Source organism: Aquimarina sp. MAR_2010_214 (genome assembly GCF_002846555.1).
Classification (GTDB): domain Bacteria; phylum Bacteroidota; class Bacteroidia; order Flavobacteriales; family Flavobacteriaceae; genus Aquimarina.
Genome location: NZ_PJMS01000001.1, coordinates 3,313,214 through 3,338,679, shown reverse-complemented (window position 1 = coordinate 3,338,679; position 25,466 = coordinate 3,313,214). Strand labels below are relative to the sequence as shown.

Below are 25,466 nucleotides of genomic sequence, written 5' to 3'. Positions count from 1 at the left end.
GCCTTTTTTTATTACTTCTTGAGAATAAGTGTTTCACCCTGTTCGACAGTAGGAGTTTCTCTAGGTGGAGCATTTTCACCTACATGCTCGGCAGGTTCAATTGTGACTTTTTCCACCACTTCTTCCTTACCTAACTTGGTATCACGGTATTCTTCCCATGTATCATAACCGTGAGAATCATCACGATGATAATCTATAAAAGCATCATATAGCTGGCCTTGGCTCTCGTTCCATGTTATCCAATTTCCAACCACATCTTCTTTTGCGCCAAAGGCTTCTTGCACGTCTTTTGGGAGTCGATCATAGCCAAATTCGTTCATCTTGCTTACATGGTTGCCATTTTCATCAAAATAATAATAATCGACGATTGCAGTTTCTTTAATTTCTCCGGATTCATCTGTGTAAACAATAAATAAGACACCATCATATTTCTTTTCATTATCTTCTAATGTATCTGTTCCTTGAGATAGTTTATCCTTGGCGTTCTTTCGAAGCACTTCCCAATCTTTTAAAGGTTCTTCTGTATCTTCATGAGGAGGAGGATCTTCATTCGTTATGGCTCCACTAGCAATTTCGAGTGCCTGTTGTTTTATATTTTCGTCTAGCATGATTTTGCCTTGCCTAAAATTGTATCCTATTTAATCATCTTACAATCAAAAAGTTAACAATTGATTAACAAAAGAATTATTACTTATCTATGGATAAAACGTTAATTTAGAGCCAATTACCCCGCTTAATAACAATCAAAAACACTTTACATTATGTTACTATTAAAGGGGTCGGCGAGTCGCCATTTGCTAGTGCTATGCATAGCAATCTTCACTTTTTCCACCATTCACTCACAAAAGGCAGTAAGAGTAGGTAAATACATCGAAGTTAAGGTAAAGAACAAAAAACAATTTGAAGTATTTAACAGCTCAGGCACACGGTTAGGCATTGTTTTCAGTCATAAACCATCCAAAATCATCTATCTGAATCCCGCTAAATCCAAGTCATTTTCATTTAAAAATTATCCCATTACTTCGCGAATATCACTTCATTATACTAAACAAGAGTGGAAAAAAGTCAGTGGTCAATTGGAAGCAAAATACAATAAAATGAAGTTCTTATACAGCTTTATAGGTCAAGGAGATGACGTTTTTCACAATCTCGGGAAAGTTGGTGCAGGACGAGGAAGTGAAAAAAAAGAAGAACGAAAGAAACGAGATCAGAAATATAAAACCGTTAAAAACGCTCAAAAAGCAGAGTTTAAAAGACATGAAAGAAAGCTTATAGAGCGACTACAATATTACGGCTATCTTTATCACGCTTCAAATGGTTATGATGGCAGGTATTTTTCGCCCTTAAAATTGACGGAAACCTTAGGCAGTTATTACTAGGCGTTTTTCTTACCAAGCTTACCACACCTGAGTCTTGATCTAATGATATTAAACTCCTTTTTACTGCTTGAATCGTTTTCTGAGTGCCAGAATAAAGAACACCAGAAATGTACTACCTAGTAGGGTTTCTATGTTTGACGCTATAAGCCAGTACCCTTCAAAATTGCAATCTTCAGGTATGTCTATGGTGATTAGTTTGGGTAATGCACCATAGATGCCACGTTGTATAGCCCATTGCCAGCTATGATCAATAAAATAATACATGAATGAGAATAATCCTATAAGTCCAAGGAGACTCATTATAGGTCTTTTGAAGTTTTGAGTATAACCTCCAAAAAAACCATAGAACCAATAGATGAACCAACTGAAATATTGCTTTTCATTAAAGAGCCTATGTTTGCGCATTTCCATTTCGCTAACATAGGCTTTACCCGAAAGCTCCCAATCTTTGTTGCTATCGAAGTTTTTTTTGAGTTGACGATAGAGTTCTTCCAACATCTTGAAGTAATTCAAATCTCCTGTCTGGAGAGTTTCATTTGCCAAAACAAGTCTGCCATATGTTTCATTCCAAGAGCATTCTTTGAAACGTGCTTCCGCAATGTCTGATTCGTAAAAATAAGTGGTAGTCAGATTTACTTGTCTAAATGTCACATTATTTGCAAATGGAGAGCTTTCAAAGCTCATCAATGGAATTATCTCCTTGTCATTCTTATTGTAAATAAAATTTAAGGCTTGAAATAATATCATTCCTTGAAACTTTATCTCTGAAAAAGTAGTTTTCTTTACATATTTAGTTTTATTAAATTCGGCTTTCCCACTAAAATTAGACATCCCAAAAATGACTTCATCATGGAATTCTGCGTCTTGGAATCCTGTGTATCCCTTAAATTCAATCATGGAAAAATAAGTTTTTACATAAAATTTAGTAGTTAAAAAAAGTGCCTCTCTGAAAAACACTACATTTGTAAATTCAACCTTTCGTCTGTTGCAAGAACGACCAAATTTCTTTTTTTCACATAAAAAATGTGCAAATACAAAATTGGCTTCTTCTTTAAAACATACCTCGCTAAATACAACAGAATCAAAAAAATTTGTTTGATTTAATTCGATTTTTTTAAGGAAAACCACTTTCGAGAAATTTACTATTCCTAAAAAAGCGGCGCACCAAAAAGATACTTCAAATTCAAACTGTTTTTCTTCTTCTGATTTCCAAAAGTTTTCTATTGATTTTTCATTAATAACAAATTCAGGAAACACGAAGCCTTTAAAATCATATAGCTCCTTCTCTTTGCCCCTCGGCATGGAATGCATCCGGATAAGTTTCCAGAATTGCTTGACCTTTACCTCATCCCATTGTTTCTCTGTGCCGTTTTGTTTATACCAATCAGTTTTATCGGCTTTGAAATAGTGCTTTACCAATTCCGCATATTCATAATCAGTAATGGTTTTATTGCTTAGAAAATATTGTAGCCCTTCATCAGTCTTCATAAGCGTGATGGTTTATGTGTGAATATTTCGTGATGTTTGAGTGGGGTAAGTATGTTAAAGATACGAAGTTTACAGAATTATGCCGCTGATAGGATGCCACTATTTGGCACAGGCGATCCGCACACTTCTTTTTCTTCTTGCCAACCCCTTACCTAAGTCGATTCTAGATGTGATGATGCTGACCTGTGGGTAACTTGGCGCGGAGACCTTTCATAAGTCGTAGCGCTGAGTTATCCATCAGGTGAGGGTGCTGGTTATCTTGGCTGCTTATTCAAGACTAATGTTATTTTGCCTTCTTTAGAGGAATTTCATTCTGGGTGTGCTTATTGAGTCCATAGACGAACACGTAGGGGTTATCGTCGTAGTTGCCGTGAGTTTCTTGCCAGAAGTGAGTAAATTCATAACCATGAATATGGCACCAAGTCTGCTTAAATACGGCATTCATTGGGTCTTTAGGTTTTCTCTGCATATTTGAGCAAGGGCATCTTCCTTTATAACTACCATTAGATTTAGTCATCCCCTCATCCACATCTTGCACCCGCATCACATCCACGCTGGTTATTTTCCGCTTCACACCGTCTAGGTCTATCGTGTCGCCTACGTTGCCTCTTGGTGAGGATATTACTCCGAAATCGCTATTTCTTCCGCTGTGTACTGAATAAGCGACTTCTCCATAAGCTGTTGCTGCCGACACTGCGTTAGGGGGCAGCTCAACCAAATCAATAAGCGCACTAAGCTCTCCGTACTCTTGGGATATCTTTTCGTGGTGATGGAGGGTGTTACTCATAACAGTATCCTTATTCTAGGTGTTTCTCTGGTTCCAGTCCTATTCGTTCATAGATGACATAGTTTTGGTCATAGGCGCCTTTGCATCTATTTCTAGGTTCACGATTGTTACCCTCTGTACCGTGACAGATCTGTTGTGCTTGGAACAAGGTTCTGGTCATTACTTCTGAGGCGAGTGTTGGGTTTTGCCAATGACCATTCGCATCTTGCTTAAACGGACAGGTGGTACAGCATTGTTTCATTATGGGTAGTGTGGACATATCTGCTATGTGATGTTTCATTGATGGTACTCTAGTGAACTCGATATGGGTTATTACTATCATCTATATGGGATTGTATCAATTGGGTACAGGCACATCGGTATGAAGAATACCGACCATTCTCTATTCACTAGGCATTTGCAATGCCAAGCTCACCGAACCACATCATAGATGCGTTTCGTCCCATAGGGTAACGATCACCAAGACGAGTTGTGCAAATAAGGCTAGTTGTTGTTTGATGCTAAGGGGTGACATCCCCTGGCGCACTCCAAGATAAATAGACAAGACCGTGTTCTCGGGCTGAAGCCCTGCGAGCCGCACCATCTTATCGATTTATCTTTCCGTTTACCTCCCCCGTTTTCAGCCAAAGGGCAAGATTGCACGCGCGTGCAATCGAAACTTAATTAAACAAACGGAGTAAGAACTATGAATATCGTAACTAACACTAACAATTTTGTACAACTAAAAGGGAATGTTACCAAAGATGTTGAACCCATTACTATCCAGAATGGCAACCAGTTAAGCAAGTTTACTATCGCTATCAATAAGACCGTTATCAATGCAAATGGTCAGCCTGTCAGCAAAGTATCGTTTGTCGATATATGCTGTTGGGGAGAAGTGGGCGTTGCTACTAAAGACCTCAAGAAAGGGGATCGTATTCAGTTAATAGGTGATCTAGTCGGTAATGAGAAATCCACCGGACAGGACGGGAAGATCTACTACAACACCTATGTGAATGCTGAAACTATTCTAAGCATTACCCCAAAATCTGAATCAGTAACAAAAACATAATCAACCCATTCAATAGCAAGGGGGTTGGTGCTCCCTTGCTTAATTACCATAAAGGAGTAAGACAACATGCAAATTTCAGATGCAGCCAGCATACTAAGGATTAATGGCAATATAACACCGCAAAAAGTAAAAAAAGCATTCCACGAAGCAGCGAAAAAATATCATCCAGATGTAAATCCCGCAGGTGAAGAAATGATGAAAGTCGTTAATTCAGCTTTTGAAGTTCTAAAGGATTTTGAAGGAGTCATCGAAGCAGAACAAGGTGGCGATTTATATCCCGAAGCTCTTAACGCAGCACTCATGTCTATTATTTCCATTATCGGAATCAAAATTGAAATATGTGGCGCGTGGGTTTGGGTAACAGGGGATACATTCAAGCATAAAGCCACCCTGAAAGAAAATGGATTCAAATATGCTTCCAAAAAGAAAGCTTGGCACTTCCGCCCTGAAAATTGGAAAAGCCGAAGCCGTGGGAAATCCTCTATGGAAGAAATTAGAGCTAAATATGGCTCTGCTACCCCCAAGGCTAACTATCGCAACAGATTGAGCCAATAAAGCAAAACACCAATTCTATTTTAAAACCACCTCAACGCAACATTTTATGGAGTAAGACGACATGACCAATACATATCAAACAACAGTACAAAAAAATCTAAATGGAAAATGGAAAGCTGAAACAATGGTTAAAAACATTAATGGTTATGACTGGGAAATCAGCACATATAAATGGGATAAAAAAGGTTTAGTGTGTATGGCACAAGCCTGTCAAAAAACAGAGTTCGGAACCACATTTGTAATCTTTCAAGACCCCTCAATCAAGCTCTACCAAGTGCAAGGAAGAGGAACTGAAAAAGCCATAAAAGAAACACACGAAATGGGTTTACTCGCATTCGATAAACTTATTGCTTCCGGTGAATTACCTCATCGTGAATCAAGCGAATAGGGGGCGATTATGAAAATCAATGAATTTGTTGAACGTGAAATAACGATGAATATGTCGCCCTTTATTGGCTTACTTGATTCAATAGATAGCGAAGAATTACACGACAAACATATCGAGCTAGTACATCATTTTGATTCTGAAGGTGAGCCAGTGGATATTGCAGAATATTGGGGCGTGAGCGAATGGCTTGCCCTTCAGCTTAAAGATCGAGAGGAAGCCGTTTCGATGAACTTTAGCGGTGTGCCAACTTGGGGCAGAACTACCAGCGGGCAAGATATTCATATGGATGATGTGATTCACGATATTTATCGAGAACATTACGCTTAATTTTTAAAACAGGTTCGGGGATGCCTTTAAATCCCCATTTTTCAACGTCATTATTAGGAGTAAGTACAATGGCTACACAACAAAAAGAACAAATTATTCAACTATCTGAAATCACCAACAACGAAAGCAACCCGCGTAAATCATTCGATCAAGAAAAGATTGAACAACTCGCACAAAGCATCAATCAAATAGGGTTATTACAAAACCTTATAGTCACTAAAAATGATGAAGGTTATACGGTTGTTGCTGGTGGTAGAAGGTATCGCGCACTTAATCATTTGCTAGAGCTTGGCAAGATTGACGGAAATTATCAAGTGCGGGTTCTTATCATAGAAAACAAGAGTGCTAACGATAATTTAGAAATCGCCCTTGTCGAAAATATACAACGTGAACAGATGCACCCGCTAGATGAAGCCGACGTATTTTTTACACTCACTAAACAAGGCGTGAATCTGGAAGAAGTGGCAGCACAATCAAGCGTATCTATTCAACTGATCAAACGTCGTTTACTGCTTACTAATCTGGGTGATGAGAGTAAAGCCCTATATCGTGAAGGTAAAATTAATCTTTCACAAGCCGAAGCCTTGGCAATGGGAAATTCAGAAGATCAAAACGCTATTGTTAGCCGTATTAAAGATGATTGGAAGATGGATGCAAATCGCATAAGAGAGTTCTTAATCAATGATAAACCAAGTGTATCAATGGCTCTATTTGATAAAGAAGAATATACAGGCGGTATCACCACCGATTTATTTGAGGCAGATGATAATACCTATTTTGATGATGTAGAGCAGTTTCTTCAATTGCAAGATAAAGCAGTAGATCAACTAATGCAGGACTATGAAAACGATCCGGTGGTGGATTGGGTCGGCATCGAGCGGGGCGATAATTTTGAACACTGGCGCTATGAGGATGCCGAAGAAGGTGAAAATGGCGGTGTGATTATCCATTATCGGATGGACGGTAAAGTAGAAATTCATAAAGAACTAGTGATACGTGAAAATACCAAGAAAATCACCGACTCAACGCCGAAAGAACGTTCGGAATTTAGTAAGAAAGCTTACGGGTATTTTGCTAATCACAAGACCATTCTAGTACAAAATGAAATAGCTACAAATCCCCGAAAAGCCCTAGAAATTGATATAATCCAACGACTGAAAAACAATGAAAACGTTAAGGTTAAGTTTCATAAAGCATTGAGCCTACACGATCCAATAACAGAGGAAAATAGAGCTTTAGTACATTTATTAGAGCATATTGAAAGTTATCTTACGCCGTTAGAACTTCAATTTAAAAATAGTTGGGAATCTTATTCTAATTTAGATTATACGGCACTCTATGAAGCCCTTAAAGCGTTGAATGATTTTGAACTGAATCATGTGTTTTCATTATTGGTAGCGATGAGTTTTGGACAAGAAACTTTTGAAAAAGAAGAATCTGAGAATAGTATTTTTCATCAAGTGGCTAGAGATTTAGATATTGATGTGCGCGAAGGATGGACACCAGACGAATCTTATTTCACGCTTTTCAAGAAAGATCAATTGTTGCAAATCGCAGATGATTGCGGGGCATCGATTGGTCAGAGATTGCACAATCTCAAACGCAAGGCTTTGATTGCTGTTTTGGTTGACTACTATGCAAATCCAGAGGCATTACAAAATGAGGATCAAGAACAGCTTAAACACGCTTATTGTCCTAAATTGATGCAGTTTGAACATCAGGCAGAAGCATAAACCACATCAGAGGTGAGGGTGCTTCATGTGCCTTCACCTCAACCATTGAATAAAGGAGAAAAAAATGGAATCGGAAAGTGTACAATTTGGCAATAGCTCATCTGATCTTATCCATATAGCGGATAGGCATTATAATATTGATCTTACAGAAGACAGGAGCAACGAAAATGACACATAATACATTAATTATACGAGATGAAGATTTCTGGGAAGTGTTCCATCCAAAGCAAAATCATTTAGTTGAAGATACTAGTTGGGGTGGATTTATGTTTGAAACTTCTGAGGAAGAACTAGATTATATCTTGAGTCAGAAACCAGAGCATATTTGGACAATACTGGAAGGTGATACAATGATCATTATTTCCAGCGGCTATCATCTGGTAAATCGTATCGGATATTTAATCACTAAAAAGCCTATACCAGATGGTTTTGACTTTGAGGTACAAGACGATGATTTGAAAAAACAATTCATTATCGGTGTGGATACCATATTAGAGACAGCAAAGGATCTCTTGCCAGATATGAATTATGGAGAAGCAGAAGATTTGTACGATAATATATCCGATGAAATCTTTGAAGAAGCTAATAATGCTATACGCTATCGACTACACGAATTACAATCGGAATCTAAAAACGAGGGGGCATGAATGTTATTTACTGCAAACGAATATCAACAACTGATCGATAACGGAAAAACACAACGGAAATTTGATACATTTCTGCCTGTCGTTAAATGGATCATACCGGAATTTGATTTTACGTTTTTAGCTGTGCTCATAAAACCATTTACGGGTGAAATAGAAATCGCACACGGATTCGGGTTAAAGGATAACGGTAAAGAACAGCTATCACGTGCCTATATCCGTATCAATGGCAATCATAAAGAGTTAGTCGGTATGGATGCTAGAAAAGATAATGACTTTGTAGGTAAATTTCCATTATGGGTGTATGAGAAGATCGCCAAAGAACAAGGCACGCTCATTACAAATAGGGATACCGTTAAAGTGTTGTTAGATGGGCTTGTGCCAGAACGTGAGATAGCATAATATTAGATTGAGGTGAGGGGGCAAAAGTTCCGGTTCTCTCACCTCAATGAAATACGGCGGGTATATCTTACTCCACCTTGCCGATAACCGAGCAGAGGGATAGCACCAACTATCCTGAAATGCTGCTTGGTAAAGAAGGAAGGCTATATGGCTGTGCCATATAGCCTTCTCATTTTCTAGCGGCATCAGTGATTATGGCTGTGATCGTAGCAATAGCGATAGTGAGTGTTTTAGTAATAGGGTGTTTGGGTATAAAGTAGATAATACCCTTATTGATTGAGATGTTGCAACTTATGATGAAGTGCACATTTATCTGAGATAAACCGGACTCTATTCGCTAATCATTCGCTCATAAGGAATATGACCAAATAATAACCTCACCCGAACCTCATCTTGGATGAGTTTCGTCCCATTCGGGTAACGATTCCTTGTGGTGTGGAATGAAACGCTAGCGTTTCATAAGATGTGTTTGGAGTGTTAACGGCTATGACCTGAATTGCCTTTTTTGCTAAAGGCGTGTTGACGCATTTGCTCAATTTCTTGCTCGATGTCTTTGTCTTTGTATTCTACCTGAATATCTGTAATGATAGCCTTCTTATTCCCTCTATTTAATGGTAATGAGTGCAAGTCATGGACAGATATTGAGGATACCCTCCGCTTATCTAAAAAATCATGCAACTTAGCCATATTGTAACCATAGATATTAACCGTCATCTGTTGATAAAATAGGATGATGCGTTCATTACGATCATAATTGTTTGCCAAAAGATATAAGTAACTAACTGATTTTTGTACATCACCCCCTTTGAGATGCATCGTCAAAGAATACGGATATTTCTGCTCATCTGAACCTATTTCAAAACAGGGTTGAGAAACAGGTACGGACAAAACCTGCCCCCTATTACATAAGATATTATTTAGTAAAGAAATTACCTGTTTTGTTCTTTTGTTTAAAGTCACTTCGTTTTGCCTCATCAGTGTGTTGTTCTATCTTGGCATCGTGATACTTTACCTGAATATCCATAACAAGTGCTACGTCAGGATGTACATCATTGGCTGGAATTTGTGACTGGAATACCTTCACGGATGATACAATCTGATTTGCCAAATCATCAAACAGTGTATGTAGTTGCTTTCCTGTAACCGTAACCGTTGCCTGACTGAAGAACAACAGAATAATATTGTCTTTGGGTAAAAACCGCTCTCCGGTCAACTGCACATATTTTAACGAATCTTTGGTTCCATCATTATGTTCAAAAATCACCGAATGAGGATTTGCATTGACCCCACGCTCTTTTATATAGCATTCCTGATGTGCCACTTCGGAAATAATCCCTCGTTTGAGGTTTTCTCTATCTACAAAGGACACTGTTTTATCTTTTTTCATATCAACAACATTTTACTATTAACGGGAAGGGTTTATATCACGATCACGATCTTGCATCTGGCGTTCAATGGCGGCTTGAGTACGGCGTGCCATTTCAATGGCTTCTTCCATTTTACTTTTCCAAAAACCGTTCCCTTTTTCCAAAAGTTCGGTTGCAGTTTGACGTTCGCTGGTTTTTTGCACTTGTTTTAATAACTCCTGCTTATCATCGGTATAGACCTTGATATTGAACTTGCCGCGACTCGCTGACACATAAAACTGTTTGAGATTGGTAGCTAATCCAAAGGATTTACTAGAATTAGCAATAAACACATTATCCACGGTCTGCCCCTGTGAGCTATGTGAAGTGGTGACAATTGCATGGTCAATATTACCAAACTCTTTAGAAAGGATGCGACCACCTTCTAGCTTGAAATCACCTTCTTTTGTATAACCTTCAATCTTATATCGGCTATTAGCGTCAAATCGGGTTTTTGTCCCTTTAATGGCGCTAGCCCCTCCTTTGGTAATACGGATAGTATCCCCTGTGGCAAATTCTTTTTCTTTATATTCATATAGGTTAAATCGTTTGGCATTTGCTAGTCTCAAGTCACCTACCTTGCCTATCGTATTTTCTACGATCAACGCATTATCTGCAAAGCCGATTACTTTCAGTTTATCACCTTTGCTAAATCCGTGAACATTCTGGTTTAATTCTATCTTCTGTCCTACCTCATAATAACGAGCATCTTTTTTCTGAGCTGTAGAAAAGTGCTTCTGGTGATGAACATTAACAATGATTCCTTCCTGCTCGATACGTCCAACTTCTTTAAGCTTTTTCCTTACCTCAGCGGTGACTAAATCTTTTTCTACGTGAGTAGGGGACACTATCAACGCAGATTGACCGCTTGTTACCGCTTCCACATAATCATTGGCGAGTGCTTTATAGCGCTCTTTATCATCTATCTCTTTAATCACGCCCATTTGATCTAGTTGTTGAAATCCATATACTGCTTCTCCCTTGCTCAAGAAGCTTACTGCTTTACGATAGCGTTCGCTTTTCTGACGACGTATTTCATCCAATTCATATACCTCAACCCCTGCATATTTTTGCAATAACCGGAAAGGTTCACCACGCGGTACGGCAGAATGTTGTTTATCATCACCCACCAATACTACACGCATATTGTACTCTTCAGACATAACCAGTAACTTATGCATATCCAGCTCACCCAACATTCCCGATTCATCGACCAATACCACCTGATCCTGATATTCCTCCTGTAACTCCTTACTGTGTAACAATTTTGCAGTAGTAACCGTATGACGGAATCCATCTTCTGCAAGATTCTTTGTGGCACTTAGCGTAGGTGCGGTAGCAAGCACTTTCCTATTCTCTTCCTCTATTCCATCAACAAAGGTTTTAATGGTGGTGGTCTTCCCTGCACCAGCAAGTCCTTTTACCAAATCGACCTTGTTGGTTGAGTGCCATAAACCTTGTATCGTATCTTTCTGCTTCTTGCTGAGAAATTCCGGTATGGCATGGTCGAATTCAGTATGAGATGGGTGACTCCATCGACCCTCACGAACAATCTTGTTCGTTTCCTGTTCGCGGTTAAATATCGATTTGAGAGTGGTTAGGGCTTCTCCCTTTTCACCCGTCACTTGTAGCACACCATATTTGTGGTAAGCATCACGTATTTCTTCAAAATCAACCGTTCCTATACCGTGTTTCAAAGCGGTTTGAAGCATTTGTCTTTCACCTACACGGGATTCATTTTCCAGATGATGTTCCAACGCAAATGCAAGTGCTTGCTCAGAGGAAATAGGCGGTGTGGTATTATCGTCGTTGCGAATATTATCAATGGCTTTGCGATCTGCATCGGATAATAGTTCATTCCAATAAGCTCTTAGTTGATCGTTTGGTAATGCATTTTTTTTATTCTCTCGTAGCTTTGCCCCCAGCTCACCCTTGATCTTGGGGTCAGTAATGTTATTGGCTTTACAGAATGCATCAATCTGTGCAGTACGTGCAGAAAATGCCTCCACCCCTTCGCGGGAAATAGTAAGTAATTGCGCTTTACCATTCTCTCGCGTAAAGGGGATATTATGGGCAATCAGCCCTTTGGCTAGCTCATTATGGAAATAATCTTCAATAAGCGGGCGATTCTTATAGATTTCTCCCAATTGTGCCGCGTGAAAGCGATTCTTTTCTTCCACGTAAGTTAGATTATGAATAACCATATGGACGTGATCCTGCATCATTGCAACGCCATTTACGGGGCGTGATGTAGATTGTAAATAATTAGAAAACACCGCATTATCAGTAAACTCGTCACGGGTTGCCAGCCCTATATGTTTGCGAGTTTGCATCATAGATTCCATAAATCCATTCGTGTTCTTGACAGCATTGATAAGAATATCGGTCAATTCCTGTTTCAACGTTTCATCTTTGGTAAAGGCACGCGCCATCGAATACCATTTAGGCATACCCACAGTAAGGTCATTTGTGGCTTTCATATTTTCGCCTTGGCGGGGTTTTAACTTGGTGCGATCTTGTGGGTGTTTGTTGTTACAAACATTATCAAAATCCTGCTTGATGACCTCTCCTTCCAATCCAAGCATAGCAGCACCTTTCCCAGACCAGAAACTCACTTCTGTATCTGCAAAGTAGTAACCCTCTCTAGGAAGACTTGACGAATAATAGTCAATCGATTCCTTTGCTGTCATTCCGTTATTTGATGTTAACATACCTACCTAGATTTAATAAATCTTGCTCAAGCAGCCCATCCCATGCACAGGTCACAGGCTACACATCCATACCCCTATGAATGATTATTTGTTTGGTGGTAGTTATGTTGATTGGTTTGGCTGACTCATATATTCCCCGCTATTGGTTGAAGTCGTTAATACCTTTTTTGACGCTGCGCTCTAATTGTGCCTACGGCGTACAGACATCTCCCCTAAGCGTTGCTTAAGGGTTATTTAAAGCATTACAAAACACGTGCCAGTTGTACAGATGTAATGAGGTAACATTCTGATTATCAGAATCAAATCACACCGTTAAATGATTGAATTACAGATATAAGTTATCACAGAAAAAAGTTGTGATTAAGTGATGAACTTGGTTCAAATGGCTTGAGGTTTTTGTCAAGAAAAATCAATAAGCATTACATTTTCTATATTGTGGAAGGTAAAGTGATTGAGGTTATTCGTGTTCTTGAAGAAGAAATGGATGTGGTTAAACACCTTTAAATTCATATCTTTAGTCTAAGATGAAAAAACCACTAGATAAATTCCCGAGGAAATTAACATCGCAAAACATTGATAAAACCATAGAGGATTATCTTGACCTTATGGAAGAGATAGATCCAATCGTACAATCGTCAAATATCTTTGCGTTTCTAACCAAATTAAAAAGAGAGAAGACAGATACCGGCCCATATCCTGAAGTAACTTTGTTTGAGGCAGCTAATCGGATAATGACGGATTTAGTAATTCTCTTTGGTGTTAAAGAATTACTCAAAGGAAATATCGGTGAATTAACCTTCGATTCATATACAGTAGATCTAGGGCATGATAATTTTCAGCCCAATGACATCACAGCCAAGAACAATAATGATTCATTAATGGGAGAAGCATTTAATGTCGCCAAATCTTTCTTTCCGAGTAAAAAATCAAAGTCTATAAAGAAAATGCGCAATCAACAAAAAGGAATTGAAAAACTATTGCTAATTTTCAATTCTGATGCAGTGAAAACAGGGTATGTACCTAGACCTCGTAATAATGAGTATCACTTAAAAGTAGACTTGCAAAAGTGTCTGAGTGAGTACCAGCTTTCTTCTGAAGCACTCAACAGATTTGGGTTTAAGAGATAAAAGTATTGAGCATTTTGAAAAGTTCGTTTCTACCTTCTTCAACCAAGTATTCTTAAAACAAAGTACAGACATTCAAGTCTCTACAAAATAGCTCTTTCATTAATTTTAAGGGAATTTTCACATTTAAACCGTAATAGCTTGACTTTTTTTACGTACTTTTAAACCACTTAACGTCAACCTCTTATCGTAAAAAATAATTACCCCGTTTTCAAACATTCCCCACATCAGAATCCGATTAATTCCTTGAGCTAACGAAGCGTAAAAAACAGATGTTTCATATCTTTAGATTGGTTCATTAATAGGTCGATTTTTTAACTGGTGTTACTTTTGAGTAAACTCGGCAAACATTCTGATCGAAGTACTATCATTCTTGTCGTTAGATGAAGTTTGATGTGATAATTCCAGTGGTACTGCATTTTATGTAAGTCCGATCGAGATATTTTAGAATTTATACAGTGCTTCTTTTGAACCATTTTTTTAAACTAAAGTTGGTATTATGAACAAAAAAATGGAATTAGACATCATCAATTTTCACTGTGCAGGGATTGATGTGGGGAGCAGAAGTCACTTTGTAGCAATAGGACAAGATCTTAGTGATGTTAAAGAATTTGGCGTGTATGCCGAAGATTTAGAAGCCATTTGCCTTTGGCTTAAAGAAAATGGTATTACTTCTGTTGCGATGGAGTCTACAGGAAGTTATTGGCAGAATTTATACGCTGAATTAGCCAAAAATGGTTTTGATTTAGTGCTTGCCAATGGAAAATTTACTAAAAATGCTAGAGGTAAAAAAACAGACGTAAAAGATGCTAGATGGATACAAAAACTACACGCTTTAGGTTTACTAAGCAGTAGTTTTTTGCCTGATGAAACCACAGAAATACTTAGAACTTATTGCAGACAAAGAACCAATTGGTTACAATTAGCTGCTGAAGCATCCAGTAAAATGCAAAAATATCTTAAACTTTTAAATATGAGATTGGATGTCGTAGTTAAAGATGTTTGCGGTCTTACAGGTCTTAAAATCATTGAAGACATCCAAAGGAAACCTGAATCCTAATGAGTTAGCAAAACATAGGCATTTTAATTGTAGAAAATCTGAAGAAGAAATAGCTAAAGCTTTAAAAGGGAATGAAAGGCAAGATTTCCTATTTGGACTTAAACAGGAATTTGAAAGTTACCAATTCTATCAAAAGAAAATTATAGCCTGTGATAAACAAATTGATAAGTTCTTAAAAAAACATATTAAACTTGATCCAATAAAAAAAAACTCAAAACCAAAAAGAAACCCTACAAAAGAATCAATAAAAACGCACCTAAAATAGAACTCAATCAAATGTCTTTTCAATATTTTGGAGGAATTGACTTAATGGAAATCGAAGGAGTAAGTTATGCAACTGTACTTACTATCATCAGTGAAATTGGCCCAGAGGGATTTACTAAATTCCCCACAGCAAAGCATTTTACTTCTTGGATGAGACTTGCTCCTAATAATAAAATATCTGGAGGAAAAATCCTTAGTCATAGAACTCCTAAAGGAAGTAACCGTATTAAAACAGCACTCAGACAAGCTGCAAATGCTATCGGAAACCTAAAAGATACTCATCTATCTAATTTCTTTAGAAAAATAGCCTTCAAAAAAGGAAGACAAGTAGCTGTAAGTGCTACTGCAAGAAAACTTGCCGTAATTATTTGGAATATGGTCACTAAGAAACAAGCTTATAAACCACCAACAGAATATTTATTCCTAGATCAAAAAAGAAAAATGGGACTCGTCAAAAGAATTAAAAAACAAATCAATAAATTTGATATAAAACCTGAAGATCTCGATTTTTCAACATCGTGATTTTCTATAACTAAATTTGACGTTAGTCGAGATTAGGTTTGGAGGCGGTTTTTTTATTCTAATTGCCAAACCTCTTTAAGCAAACTATCAATAATGACTGAAAAAGAGCTTTTGAAAGACCAACCCAAACAGTTATATAGAATTAGTCAATTGATTAATGATGAGATGTTGTCATTAGATGATTTGTCTGAGATTATTCCTGGCATTATGCATGTTAATTCAAAGAAAGATTTATCCATACAGTATGTATCTCAGATAGGTTGTGATATGTTGGGCTATTCTTTGGAGGAAATTAAAACATTAGGTTCAAAGCTTTTTGAAAAGCATGTAAGTGAATATACACGCAAAAATTTGTTTTCAAAAGTATTACGCGAACTAGGCAAAGACGACCCTAATTATGTCATTCCATTTTTTCAAGACTGGCAATACAAAAAAGATGAAAACCCTTTGTATCATTTTACCTCTACCAAAATATTGAACGCAAACCAGACCATATCCATATCATTATTTCCTCAGACAATTGAGTTATTGAGTAATACCATGAATAGCCTTTTTGGAATCAATAAGATCATGGACAAGTATTTTCAGCCCTACAACTCATTAACTAAAAGAGAGAAGGAAATACTAAAACATTTAGGCTTGGAACTAACTCGAAAAGAGATAGGAAATCTTTTGTTTATTGATGAAAAGACGGTTAAAAAGCATTGTGAGAATATTTACAGAAAATTGGGAACCTCAAAGCGTATTGAGCTAGAAAAGATAGCCAATGCTCTCTCCATTTTTTAAAAATTACGCCGTTCGACGTATTGTTTCCATTTCCTTATTTCCCTAGATTTACATGGAAGAAAAAAATTATTGAAGCAGTTCTAGAATCTGCTTCTAAAATAGGACATGTGTGCCTACAAACGTTCTTAATATTTTTTATTATGTGTAAAAATAAATTTAATGGGAGTAACCAAACTTCCAAGAAAGTGTATTCATTTATTGAAAAAAGTAATCAAGATCAGATTCAAGGAATTGGTCTTTTCCTCATTCCTGATCCAGAGAGGGGAATTTTGGAATTCAAGAAAGTGGCAGTTCCTAACTTAACCTTCGAGGAGACTATCAAGAGAGGTATTCATTGTGAGGCATGTAAATTTATTCCTTTTGGCTATGAAATGACGTTTAAAGAGAAAACTATGATTGTAAAATCAGTTGATGACATAGATTTACAACCATGTAATGTGTTTCTTTGCTCAAATTGTCCGAGTGATCGATGTTTTTGTAGCTATTTAAATGGATGCATTTAAATTAAGTATTGTTATAGGGCATCATTTGGCTTCCCTTTTTATTGTTCCAATTTCATCTCCAAAGCGATCTGCGTATATCAACAATTAATTGCACAATATTTTCCATAAATAACATTATGTAATTTGAATATCAAAATACCATTATATATCAATAGATTATATTTTCATAAAACCACCATATTTTCCAATAATCATTCAGTATTCGAGATTATAAGCCCTCCTCCCAGATGTTTTTTAGCTGTTAGTGGCAATCTCTATTTGCTTCGATAACCGCATTTGGGTTATAGGCAATAGTATTGAGTAACACACGTGCAGAACTCTCCGGTGTGCGTTCTCCTTGTTCCCACTTTCTAAGCGTGCTTACACTAAAACCAAAGGTTTTTGCAAATATGCCTTGTGACATCTTCAACTGCTCACGAATCGCTTTGACATCGACATTATCAGGCACATTGACTTGATGTACTATCATCTCCTTTGATGGCTTGCCAGTGCGTACATAATCTACCATTTCATTTGCAGATTTCTCTAAGCTTTCAAATAGTGTTTTATCCATTATTTTGCTCCTTTAATTGCTGTGGCAAATTGATGTAGTGTTGCTTTCTGTGCCGCACTCAGATTATCCTGCGTCCCTTTGGCATATACAATCGCTATCAACACAAGTTCCTTCTCTTCATAGTAGAAGTAAATCGCGCGAACTCCTCCACTTTTACCCTTATCTTGTCTAGCAAAGCGTAGTTTACGAAACCCGCCAGTACCAGAGATTACATCGCCCATACAAGGCGAAGTAGCTAGCAAATTTATTAATGCGTGTCGTTCATCATCCGAAAGTAGTTTTGAGGCTTGTTTCTGAAATTCACTCGTTTCTACAATCGTTTTCATTACCCTACTATACCCCATTGGGGCATGGGTGGCAAGATTTAAGATGTAGTGTTGCATGTTTTTCGGCACATAATTTGTTGATATTCAGATATGGATAGAAAAGCAAAAGCGAATTACAATGAAGGGTTCATCGATGGTTATATGTATGAACGTGAAGAACCAGGGTCGTATGAAATATCCGTATTAGAGCTTATGGATCTGACGGAGACATATCCTACTGGCTACCGATCTGGCCAAAATAATGGTAGTGATTATTATTACCAACGTGAGGGGCAACGAGAATTACATCGGCGTATGCATCAATTTGGTCAGGTGCAAGGTCAGGAATACTATAAAGAACGAAATCTAGCACTTACTCCTGAAAATACAAAAAAGGTCAAACAAGCCCTAGTACAGTATCGTCCGGTTCAACGTTCTTCAGACAAAGAAACTAAAGAAAAAAACCACGAACAGGGGATGGATATTTAACCGTCCTACTCATCTTTCCAGAACACACCTTATGCAATTAACACTATCGCCTCAAATTTCCCTAATGTAATAATCTCGGAGTATTTCAGTAAATTTCTTGGACTTGAATTCCTTCGACAACTTAATCATTTGTTCTAGGTCAATAAAATCTATATTGTATTTTTTGGTGTTAGACTTCTTTTTCTCCAAATATTCAATTGCCTCCTGTGTAAATCCACCTGTAGACCAAAACTGAAACGTAATTTCTCGTTCTGAAAGAGATGCTTGTTCAAGAATCCATTTCCTTATAACGGGCACTTTCTCACCGAGCCATGTTTCAACCTCTTCCTTATCTATCTTGCTATTATAGCCTTTACACTCGGATATGAAAATACTATTAGGTAACAATCCAAAGACATCAATTTCTCTTCTGTTTCCTTCATGAATAATCATTTTACCTATATCGATAGTCTGACATATACGTCCTTGATAATAGCCAACGGCCAACTCAAATAAGTCGCCTCTTAAATTATTGGTTTTTCCGTCAACCAGCTTATTCAATTTTAATATCAAATCTAAATAGGCTTCTGGGTTTTTCTTCAGAATGGCACCAGCATTGGTGACTAGATTTATGAGGGAGTTTAACAACTCTTTGTACTTATCGCCAAAAAGTTCATCTACGAACCCAATTACTACTCCTTCTGCTTTCAATGAATTAAGTGCCTTCGTATCCATTGAATCTACAATTAAAAAAGGGATGAAATTACCAACTCCTTTTCTATATTTTAGAACCCTTATCTTATTAATAAAGAACTCCACCTCACTTTCGACAATGGAATTACCTATCAATATATCAGCTACCACAAAACCCGGAATCAATGCTTTATTACCTTTTTTGGGTAGTGACCCAACATATGACGGTGATACAAAATTGAATTGATAATTACCAAAACTACTATGAAATTTTGAGCTGTTGTATGAAGACAAGCCAATTTTTCTAGCCCAATCATTGAACTGAATCAAAAGGAAATTTTTAGCAGTTTCGATACCTTTAGCCCTGTTTGGACTTAAAGCATTTGTTACAATTGAACTTGATATGGTTACAAACTCATCGCCTGTATTAACCAGTTTCAAATTTTCTAACTTTTCTAAAGCAGAGGAAAAGGTTATATGACCTTTTAGGTTTTCAATTGGATTGACTGAATAAGATGGCAACTGATTCAGCCTAATTTGGCCATAATGAAAATCTAATGATTGCAAAATAATATGGTATTGTTTACCTGAGATTTTAAATGCTTGTGAAAGACCTTCATAATACTGCCCACTCCCAAAAACTTCTTTACTACAAAACAAAATTTGTCCGTCAGCAAATAATCCTCGTATTCTTATGATGTCACCTTTTATTCTTGAAATCCGTTTTCTTGCAGCTTCATTAGAAAGCCCTTTATTAGATTTCATAAGGGTTTCAAGCAGTTCTCCGGACAATATTGGGCTATTGTCATTTATATATTTTTCTAAATTTGTCACGCCACACTATTTATACAAGTTTTACTAAAAGCCTCATGTCGTTTTTAAAAATCATATCCCCAAACGATGAATATCACCTAATTCGAAATAACCTTTCTCCGAAACTATTCTATATGTTGAATTCACATCATCACAGAAAATTACAACGGCTAAATCCTTAACAGCTCGCGAACAGCACACATAGAATAGTCTACGTGTTCTATCCACAACAGAGTCTCTACCATTATCAATATTTTCTCTATCCGTATCAGACAAAGGAGTAAGCCCTAAATACTTTCCATATGAGAAAGAATTAGCCGTACTTTCTTCATCATCAATAACCACAAGAACACGATCAAATTCGGCTCCTTTGATTCCTTGTTGCGTCGAAAAAGGTGATTGAATTTCAATATATTTCTGATACCCCCAAAGCTCCATTGCTTGACACTGCATAAACCTGAGTGGTGAGTTTTCAATTGTATTTTCCGGTACGGGTATACCTAAAGCATAACTTTCTATGACAGCATTAAATCGTTCATCCAGTTCTGCAAGTTCATTTGCTGCTAGAAAAGTAACCATATCTCCAATATTAACATTATTACCATCAGCTAACATTTCATCCATTTCGGTGATATAAGTTTCAAGTAACGCTAACTCGGTCGCTATATCTTGTTGAGCAATCAATCTTTCAGGATCTAAACGTGGGCAATATTGTCTCAATAATTTAATAACCTGAAATTCATCTTTTCTTCGAGACGCATGGATAAGAGGAAGTATATAACGTAAAAATGGGCGGACTATCCATGCACTACCATCAATAACACCAGTGCTGAGGTTATCCGGTGCCCCATCATTTAAAGATGAGTAAAGATTTGGAAACCCTAATCTAGAAGCGGCAATCCTATGAACTATCACAAGCATTCTCACATCTCCTATGTCTTCATCACTGAGCCAAAGAGGGTCTTCATTCTCTTGTGATAACCATTCTCGTACTCCTTGTAATCTTTGAGCACGTAAACCATCTGCTGGTAAAATAAATAATCTTGCTGTACCTTGCACAGATACGAGTTCACCATTTACATCAACCATACGACCACGAGTTTGATGCAGACCATCAGCCTCAAATCGAATCTTGTTTATGACATTGAGAACACTAATGGGGCATCGAAAGTTTTCTGGTTTTTTAATTACCTCCCAATTATCATCTGATGTTATATCACCAATACCAGTCATGTATATTTTCTGTAATGGATCTCCAAAAAAACCAAGACAAAACTCCTGAGAAACATTTGCAGCCAATACTTTTAATGAGTCTACAAAATCTGCAATAGTATCTTGGCTTTCGTCAACAAAAATAACAGGAAAACGTTGAGCAACCACGGTTCTCATGAGAGGATACTCTCTAATTAATGATGGCCCTAATTTAAGAATATCACTATGTCCGAGAATACCTTTTGCATAATCACTTCCTGTACTATAGGTAAAATGCTCTACTGATTTTATTTCTTCTAATTGAACTTGATATCTTGCAATGTTTTCACGCTCTTTCACCCTAGTTGTCTCGCGAGTGCGTGGTTTATCAATTTTAGCTTGAGCTTCGTTGATTTTTTCGAGTAAACGATTCCGTACCCAGTCGTATAAATCACTTTGAAAAGGTTTAATAATTGACCACAAGAAGCTATGAATGGTAGAGACATGAAACAATGGATCATGACCTACATCACCTGATATTTCATCAACTGCTACTTCTGTATATGTAATACAAGCAACTTTTTGACCAGATTGGTGCATTTGATTACCACGAGATTGTTTCAGATAATTTAATGCTTTAATGAGAGATGTTGTTTTGCCTGAGCCAGCACCAGCTATCATAATAAAATGACGAGTACCGTTTTCTTCCAACCGATTTCTTAGTGTTATGTCCGCTGGAGTATCTGGTTTTCCTAATCGACTTGTCATTCTTCTTCTTCTTCTTGATTATTAGTAATGCTTTCTTGGTTGGCAGAAGGATTAGGGCTGGAAGCAATTTCTGTTTTAAGCCACTCTAACCCTTCTCTCATATAGCTTGGAACTACCCATTCATCAATGTTCTTTGTAAGAAGAGCTAAAGCAAAGTCAGTCTTCTTGAAATTTTTGCTATGAATTCTTTTATGTAGACGTTCTGCCGTTACTTCCAAAGTAGGGTTGTCACTGGATTTTACACGAAGTTTCAAATCCTTATTAGAGATGTCTTGTGACCACACTAGGTTTTCAAAAGCAAAAGCTTCTTCTAACGTTCGACCTGCTAACTGAAGATTTTCCTCTTCTCGGTTAAGAGTAACAGTATTCTGATAGCAAACTTTCACTGTAGCTGATATTTCAGATGAACGAACTTGTATTTTACTCTCTGGAGATGCTGCTAATAAATTATTAATAGTATTTTCTTTAGGAAGCCACTGAATGAGAGTTTGATTTGATGTTACTGCATGTTCTGTTTCAACACGACAGGTGCTTCCTTTTTTAGGAATACCGTCTTCATCTTCTTCATCTATGTCTTCATACTCATCAACCTCTAAATCATTTTCCTCCTCAGCATTACCATCATTCGGTGCTTCTTCTGGTGCTAATCCTTGAACACTGTCTAAATCAGTAATGATTAGGGTCGTAATACCTAAAAATTCAATCAAAGATTGGAAACGATACCCATAAGCACCACCAATTTCCAATATAGTTAAATAGGCTTTCTTTAATTCAGGAGCTTCCTTCTCTATCATTAGAGGTGTTAATAGTCTTTCTACATTTCCTTCGACTAAAATAGCGGCATCAGCAAAGAAAAGATCACAATGTGTTAGTTTTAAATAACGTTCTAAAAAGTCCCTAATAGGTTCTTCAGTTATCGTGTAGAATTTAGATAGGTTAAGTACCGAAGTTGACTGCTGTAAACCTGTACTTTCTCGTCTAAAATAACGAATAGGCTTGAAGCCACGCTCGTATAGTATATGAGCAGAATGGGTTGTTAATATTAATTGACTGGAATAGTTTTGGGTATCATCATCAATCAATATATCGAGAATTTTATTGACGAATACTTGTTGCAATTGTGTGTGTAAATGTGCTTCCGGTTCTTCTATAAATACAAGATGTAAAGGCGGTCTATTTTCAGAAATGTCAACCCATTGGTTATGCAAGTCCAATAGCTCCACGACCATGTAGATTAAATTTTTAAATCCTAACCCGTTATATTTATCTGGTAAAGTCAAACCGCCATCAAGTACGTAGTGAACCTGTGCTCCATCCTGTCCACTCATTAAAACGGAAGGGTTTAAATCTGACATAATTTTTAAGCTTGGATTTGTAAGACCTGGATATCCAAGGCTTGATAATCTCTTCAAGGTTCCTGAAAAAACATCTTCTAAGTGGAGATTCATAAGCTTTTCTGATTCAGATAATGCCCTCATAGCCTCATAATCATCAGATCGCTTGTCTAGATTACGTTTATAGAACCTGCTTAAATGGCGTGATAGTTCTTCATTTCGGCTTCCACCAGAAGTATCAGAAAGGTGGCGTTGAGCTTGAAGAAAATCCACACGAATAAGGGAATTAATAATATCTTTTCCAGAACGAGATTTTCCCATTGCTCCCTTATCTGGTATAATTTGGAGAGGACTATAATCTTCAAGTTCCTTAAAGTTGTCGTCAAATTTCGCATAGTCTAAAACATAATAACAAAGCTCATATTCTTGTTTTAGTTCGGTCGTTAAAAAATCCGTAAGAGATTTTGGAAAAGGGACAAAATGTTGTTCTTCATTAACTTCTCCCATAGCGGCAAGTGCCGAGGCTTTTGCTTCCTCGTAACGCGTTTTTGTAGCAATAGCATCAACAGAAGAAAATGCGATCCGTATTCCAACATAATTTCCCTGCCAAGATAAACCTGGCAATAAATCAATAACACGGTGGAGATCTGCGGCTTCTACATTAAACCAAAAATCAATTGTTATTTCTGGTAATTCTGCACCCTCCTCTGCTCTCTCAAAAGCTTCGATTTCTGGCCAGCTAGAAGCACTAAGATCATGAAGAGTAAATTTTTCGCGAGATGACGATAAAAAAAGCTGTAAAGCTTGAGAAACAGAAGTTTTACCGCTATTATTTGCTCCTACAAATATTGATATATCATCGTTGAGATCAATTACAACATCTCTTAATCGCCTAAAGTTCTGTATTCTTATTACACTAAGATGCATATTAAATTCTTATGGTTTGATTAATTATTAGCATTATGAGAATAAAACATTGATGGTGACATGCGTCAAGGAGTTACAATTACAGAAGACTGTTGGGGAAATTGTAGTTCGAGATCGAAGGTAATAAAATTAAAGAACATCTGTATTACGGAAAACCACATGGTCATTAAAAAAGAATTTACCATAATTTATGTTATGATGCGGTTATCTGAAAATACGCCCCTATCCTATTTACCCTAGCTCTCCTCACCTACCCGCTATACGGGTAACTTGCACAAAATCTCCTTAATACGTGTGTTGACGATAAATTATGACAAGCGTATAACTGTATAAATCTTTTATATGAGGCGAGATATGAAGAAATTTTTGACGGCAATAGCCGTATTAGTAGTAAGTAACACCACTTATGCGATGGGTGAACGCCCAGAGCCTAATCCAGATGTGGAGTGTTTTAAGGAAGATAGAATTCTGGTGCAGTTAGGTGAACGAGTTTTTCTAGTTCCGTGGAAAGATGCCTCTTTTAGACGAGTCACTGAGATGCCTGCTCACGTGGATAATCAATGTCGTTTTAAATGGGAGAAGGTTGTCCCTGTTAATCTTATTCGACTTTCTAGCTATGGTCAAAAATTTCATCCAGTCGAACTTTTTGATTATGCGTGGTATCAAAACCCTGTTCTGAAGAAAACAGGAAAGCCTCTTATGCCCTCTATGGGTTTTGGATTGACGTGGTTGGATAAACCCTATGAACCAGAAACGCTTGAAGAAATGATGCAGGCGGATATCAAAGATGAGATTAGTGACTATAACTCTGGAAAGAAAAGATGGGAAGAACGTGAAGAAGCACGTAAAAAAATGACTCCTGAACAACACACTAAAATACAAGAGCCAGAAGTGAAAGACCCTTACAATGATACGGGTAAGCTTAAAAGATTGAGAAATATGGAACAAGGCAAAATCACGTTGAAAACGGCTCGTAAAAAAGACGGATTCTATGAGTTACCTACCATAAGTCCATATAGTACTTATTATTATGGTTATACTCCGGAGCTAAAACTCCCTATTAGGCTTATGTGTAAACCTGACAATGTTTGTTCTGCTAAAGTAGTTTTAGATAAGCATTTACGATTTTCAGGAAGTGCTAGAAGCAACCGGCACAAAAAAAACAAGTTTATTGATGATTTAAATGCCTATGCCAAAGAACACGAAACGGCGATTAAAGAAATATTGTGGATGGAGAAGCAAGCCACTGAATTATTGAATAAAGAATCTATTAGAGGAGAGTAA

At 37.2% G+C, this 25,466-nt stretch carries 27 protein-coding genes; 15 read left to right on the top strand and 12 right to left on the bottom strand.

What is annotated here, in order from left to right; genetic code table 11:
• Positions 1-11: 11 nt before the first annotated feature.
• Positions 12-608, bottom strand: coding sequence for a hypothetical protein (locus ATE84_RS14255; RefSeq protein WP_101448596.1), 597 nt, complete (start codon positions 606-608; stop codon positions 12-14).
• Between the two features lie 153 nt (positions 609-761).
• Here ATE84_RS14255 and ATE84_RS14250 point away from each other — a divergent pair, with 153 nt between their 5' ends.
• Positions 762-1,379, top strand: coding sequence for a hypothetical protein (locus ATE84_RS14250; protein ID WP_101448595.1), 618 nt, complete (start codon positions 762-764; stop codon positions 1,377-1,379).
• A gap of 60 nt (positions 1,380-1,439) precedes the next feature.
• On the opposite strand, the gene ATE84_RS14245 is transcribed toward ATE84_RS14250, so the two are convergent.
• The 3 genes from ATE84_RS14245 to ATE84_RS14235 form a co-directional block, all read right to left on the bottom strand.
• A complete protein-coding gene (locus ATE84_RS14245) occupies positions 1,440-2,867 on the bottom strand; it encodes a hypothetical protein (RefSeq protein WP_101448594.1) in 1,428 nt (475 codons plus the stop codon).
• Positions 2,868-3,150: 283 nt separating this feature from the next.
• On the bottom strand, positions 3,151-3,654 hold the full coding sequence (locus ATE84_RS14240; RefSeq protein ID WP_101448593.1) for a hypothetical protein: 504 nt from the start codon (positions 3,652-3,654) through the stop codon (positions 3,151-3,153).
• A gap of 10 nt (positions 3,655-3,664) precedes the next feature.
• Positions 3,665-3,913, bottom strand: coding sequence for a hypothetical protein (locus tag ATE84_RS14235; RefSeq protein ID WP_143273642.1), 249 nt, complete (start codon positions 3,911-3,913; stop codon positions 3,665-3,667).
• Positions 3,914-4,339: 426 nt separating this feature from the next.
• On the opposite strand from ATE84_RS14235, the gene ATE84_RS14230 reads away from it, so the two are divergent.
• The 7 genes from ATE84_RS14230 (at position 4,340) to ATE84_RS14200 (ending at position 8,754) form a co-directional block, all read left to right on the top strand.
• Positions 4,340-4,705, top strand: coding sequence for a single-stranded DNA-binding protein (locus ATE84_RS14230; protein WP_101448591.1), 366 nt, complete (start codon positions 4,340-4,342; stop codon positions 4,703-4,705).
• A gap of 66 nt (positions 4,706-4,771) precedes the next feature.
• On the top strand, positions 4,772-5,260 hold the full coding sequence (locus ATE84_RS14225; RefSeq protein ID WP_101448590.1) for a J domain-containing protein: 489 nt from the start codon (positions 4,772-4,774) through the stop codon (positions 5,258-5,260).
• A 61-nt stretch (positions 5,261-5,321) separates the two neighbouring features.
• A complete protein-coding gene (locus ATE84_RS14220; protein WP_101448589.1) occupies positions 5,322-5,648 on the top strand; it encodes a hypothetical protein in 327 nt (108 codons plus the stop codon).
• Positions 5,649-5,657: 9 nt separating this feature from the next.
• Positions 5,658-5,975: a hypothetical protein gene (locus ATE84_RS14215; RefSeq protein WP_101448588.1), complete on the top strand. Its 318-nt coding sequence runs from the start codon at positions 5,658-5,660 to the stop codon at positions 5,973-5,975.
• A gap of 20 nt (positions 5,976-5,995) precedes the next feature.
• Positions 5,996-7,708: a ParB/RepB/Spo0J family partition protein gene (locus ATE84_RS14210; RefSeq protein WP_101448587.1), complete on the top strand. Its 1,713-nt coding sequence runs from the start codon at positions 5,996-5,998 to the stop codon at positions 7,706-7,708.
• A 167-nt stretch (positions 7,709-7,875) separates the two neighbouring features.
• Entirely contained in the window at positions 7,876-8,355 is a 480-nt protein-coding gene (locus ATE84_RS14205; RefSeq protein ID WP_101448586.1) for a hypothetical protein, read from the top strand.
• Complete coding sequence (locus ATE84_RS14200) at positions 8,356-8,754, top strand: DUF2958 domain-containing protein (RefSeq protein ID WP_101448585.1); 399 nt, start codon at positions 8,356-8,358, stop codon at positions 8,752-8,754.
• Positions 8,755-9,231: 477 nt separating this feature from the next.
• Here the strand turns inward: ATE84_RS14200 and ATE84_RS14195 are convergent, their stop codons facing one another.
• From ATE84_RS14195 to mobF, 3 genes are read right to left on the bottom strand one after another with little or no spacing between them, the layout of a single operon-like run.
• Positions 9,232-9,729: a hypothetical protein gene (locus ATE84_RS14195; protein WP_143273641.1), complete on the bottom strand. Its 498-nt coding sequence runs from the start codon at positions 9,727-9,729 to the stop codon at positions 9,232-9,234.
• The gene (locus tag ATE84_RS14190; RefSeq protein WP_101448583.1) at positions 9,668-10,141 is read right to left on the bottom strand and encodes a hypothetical protein; all 474 of its coding nucleotides are present in this window, start codon (positions 10,139-10,141) and stop codon (positions 9,668-9,670) included. The genes ATE84_RS14195 and ATE84_RS14190 overlap by 62 nt, the downstream gene beginning before the upstream one ends.
• Before the next feature lie 18 nt (positions 10,142-10,159).
• A complete protein-coding gene (gene mobF / locus ATE84_RS14185; protein WP_101448582.1) occupies positions 10,160-12,871 on the bottom strand; it encodes a MobF family relaxase in 2,712 nt (903 codons plus the stop codon).
• Between the two features lie 524 nt (positions 12,872-13,395).
• Here mobF and ATE84_RS14180 point away from each other — a divergent pair.
• The 5 genes from ATE84_RS14180 to ATE84_RS26775 all read left to right on the top strand — a co-directional run bounded on the left by ATE84_RS14180 (position 13,396) and on the right by ATE84_RS26775 (position 16,627).
• A complete protein-coding gene (locus ATE84_RS14180; protein WP_101448581.1) occupies positions 13,396-13,998 on the top strand; it encodes a hypothetical protein in 603 nt (200 codons plus the stop codon).
• Between the two features lie 496 nt (positions 13,999-14,494).
• On the top strand, positions 14,495-15,055 hold the full coding sequence (locus tag ATE84_RS26605) for a transposase (protein ID WP_233195813.1): 561 nt from the start codon (positions 14,495-14,497) through the stop codon (positions 15,053-15,055).
• Entirely contained in the window at positions 15,024-15,320 is a 297-nt protein-coding gene (locus ATE84_RS26600) for a hypothetical protein (protein WP_233195812.1), read from the top strand. The genes ATE84_RS26605 and ATE84_RS26600 overlap by 32 nt, the downstream gene beginning before the upstream one ends.
• A gap of 11 nt (positions 15,321-15,331) precedes the next feature.
• The gene (locus ATE84_RS26595) at positions 15,332-15,841 is read left to right on the top strand and encodes a transposase (protein WP_233195811.1); all 510 of its coding nucleotides are present in this window, start codon (positions 15,332-15,334) and stop codon (positions 15,839-15,841) included.
• Positions 15,842-15,934: 93 nt separating this feature from the next.
• Positions 15,935-16,627, top strand: a complete 693-nt coding sequence (locus ATE84_RS26775) for a response regulator transcription factor (protein ID WP_101448580.1) — start codon at positions 15,935-15,937, stop codon at positions 16,625-16,627.
• Between the two features lie 744 nt (positions 16,628-17,371).
• On the opposite strand, the gene ATE84_RS14160 is transcribed toward ATE84_RS26775, so the two are convergent.
• A complete protein-coding gene (locus ATE84_RS14160) occupies positions 17,372-17,683 on the bottom strand; it encodes a DNA-binding transcriptional regulator (protein WP_199176880.1) in 312 nt (103 codons plus the stop codon).
• Positions 17,683-18,066 (bottom strand): type II toxin-antitoxin system RelE/ParE family toxin, encoded by a 384-nt coding sequence (locus ATE84_RS14155; protein ID WP_199176879.1) that lies wholly within the window; start codon positions 18,064-18,066, stop codon positions 17,683-17,685. The genes ATE84_RS14160 and ATE84_RS14155 overlap by 1 nt, the downstream gene beginning before the upstream one ends.
• Before the next feature lie 135 nt (positions 18,067-18,201).
• Between ATE84_RS14155 and ATE84_RS14150 the strand changes: the two genes are divergently transcribed.
• Positions 18,202-18,477 (top strand): hypothetical protein, encoded by a 276-nt coding sequence (locus tag ATE84_RS14150; protein ID WP_143273640.1) that lies wholly within the window; start codon positions 18,202-18,204, stop codon positions 18,475-18,477.
• Positions 18,478-18,528: 51 nt separating this feature from the next.
• Here ATE84_RS14150 and ATE84_RS14145 read toward each other — a convergent pair whose 3' ends face one another.
• Genes ATE84_RS14145 through ATE84_RS14135 form a run of 3 tightly spaced genes read right to left on the bottom strand, consistent with a single transcriptional unit; the run spans position 18,529 to position 24,182 of the window.
• On the bottom strand, positions 18,529-19,983 hold the full coding sequence (locus ATE84_RS14145; protein WP_101448577.1) for a hypothetical protein: 1,455 nt from the start codon (positions 19,981-19,983) through the stop codon (positions 18,529-18,531).
• A 51-nt stretch (positions 19,984-20,034) separates the two neighbouring features.
• The gene (locus ATE84_RS14140) at positions 20,035-21,921 is read right to left on the bottom strand and encodes a UvrD-helicase domain-containing protein (RefSeq protein WP_101448576.1); all 1,887 of its coding nucleotides are present in this window, start codon (positions 21,919-21,921) and stop codon (positions 20,035-20,037) included.
• Positions 21,918-24,182: an ATP-dependent endonuclease gene (locus ATE84_RS14135; protein ID WP_101448575.1), complete on the bottom strand. Its 2,265-nt coding sequence runs from the start codon at positions 24,180-24,182 to the stop codon at positions 21,918-21,920. Before ATE84_RS14135 ends, ATE84_RS14140 begins: the two co-directional genes overlap by 4 nt.
• A gap of 537 nt (positions 24,183-24,719) precedes the next feature.
• On the opposite strand from ATE84_RS14135, the gene ATE84_RS14130 reads away from it, so the two are divergent.
• Positions 24,720-25,466, top strand: a complete 747-nt coding sequence (locus ATE84_RS14130) for a hypothetical protein (protein ID WP_233195810.1) — start codon at positions 24,720-24,722, stop codon at positions 25,464-25,466.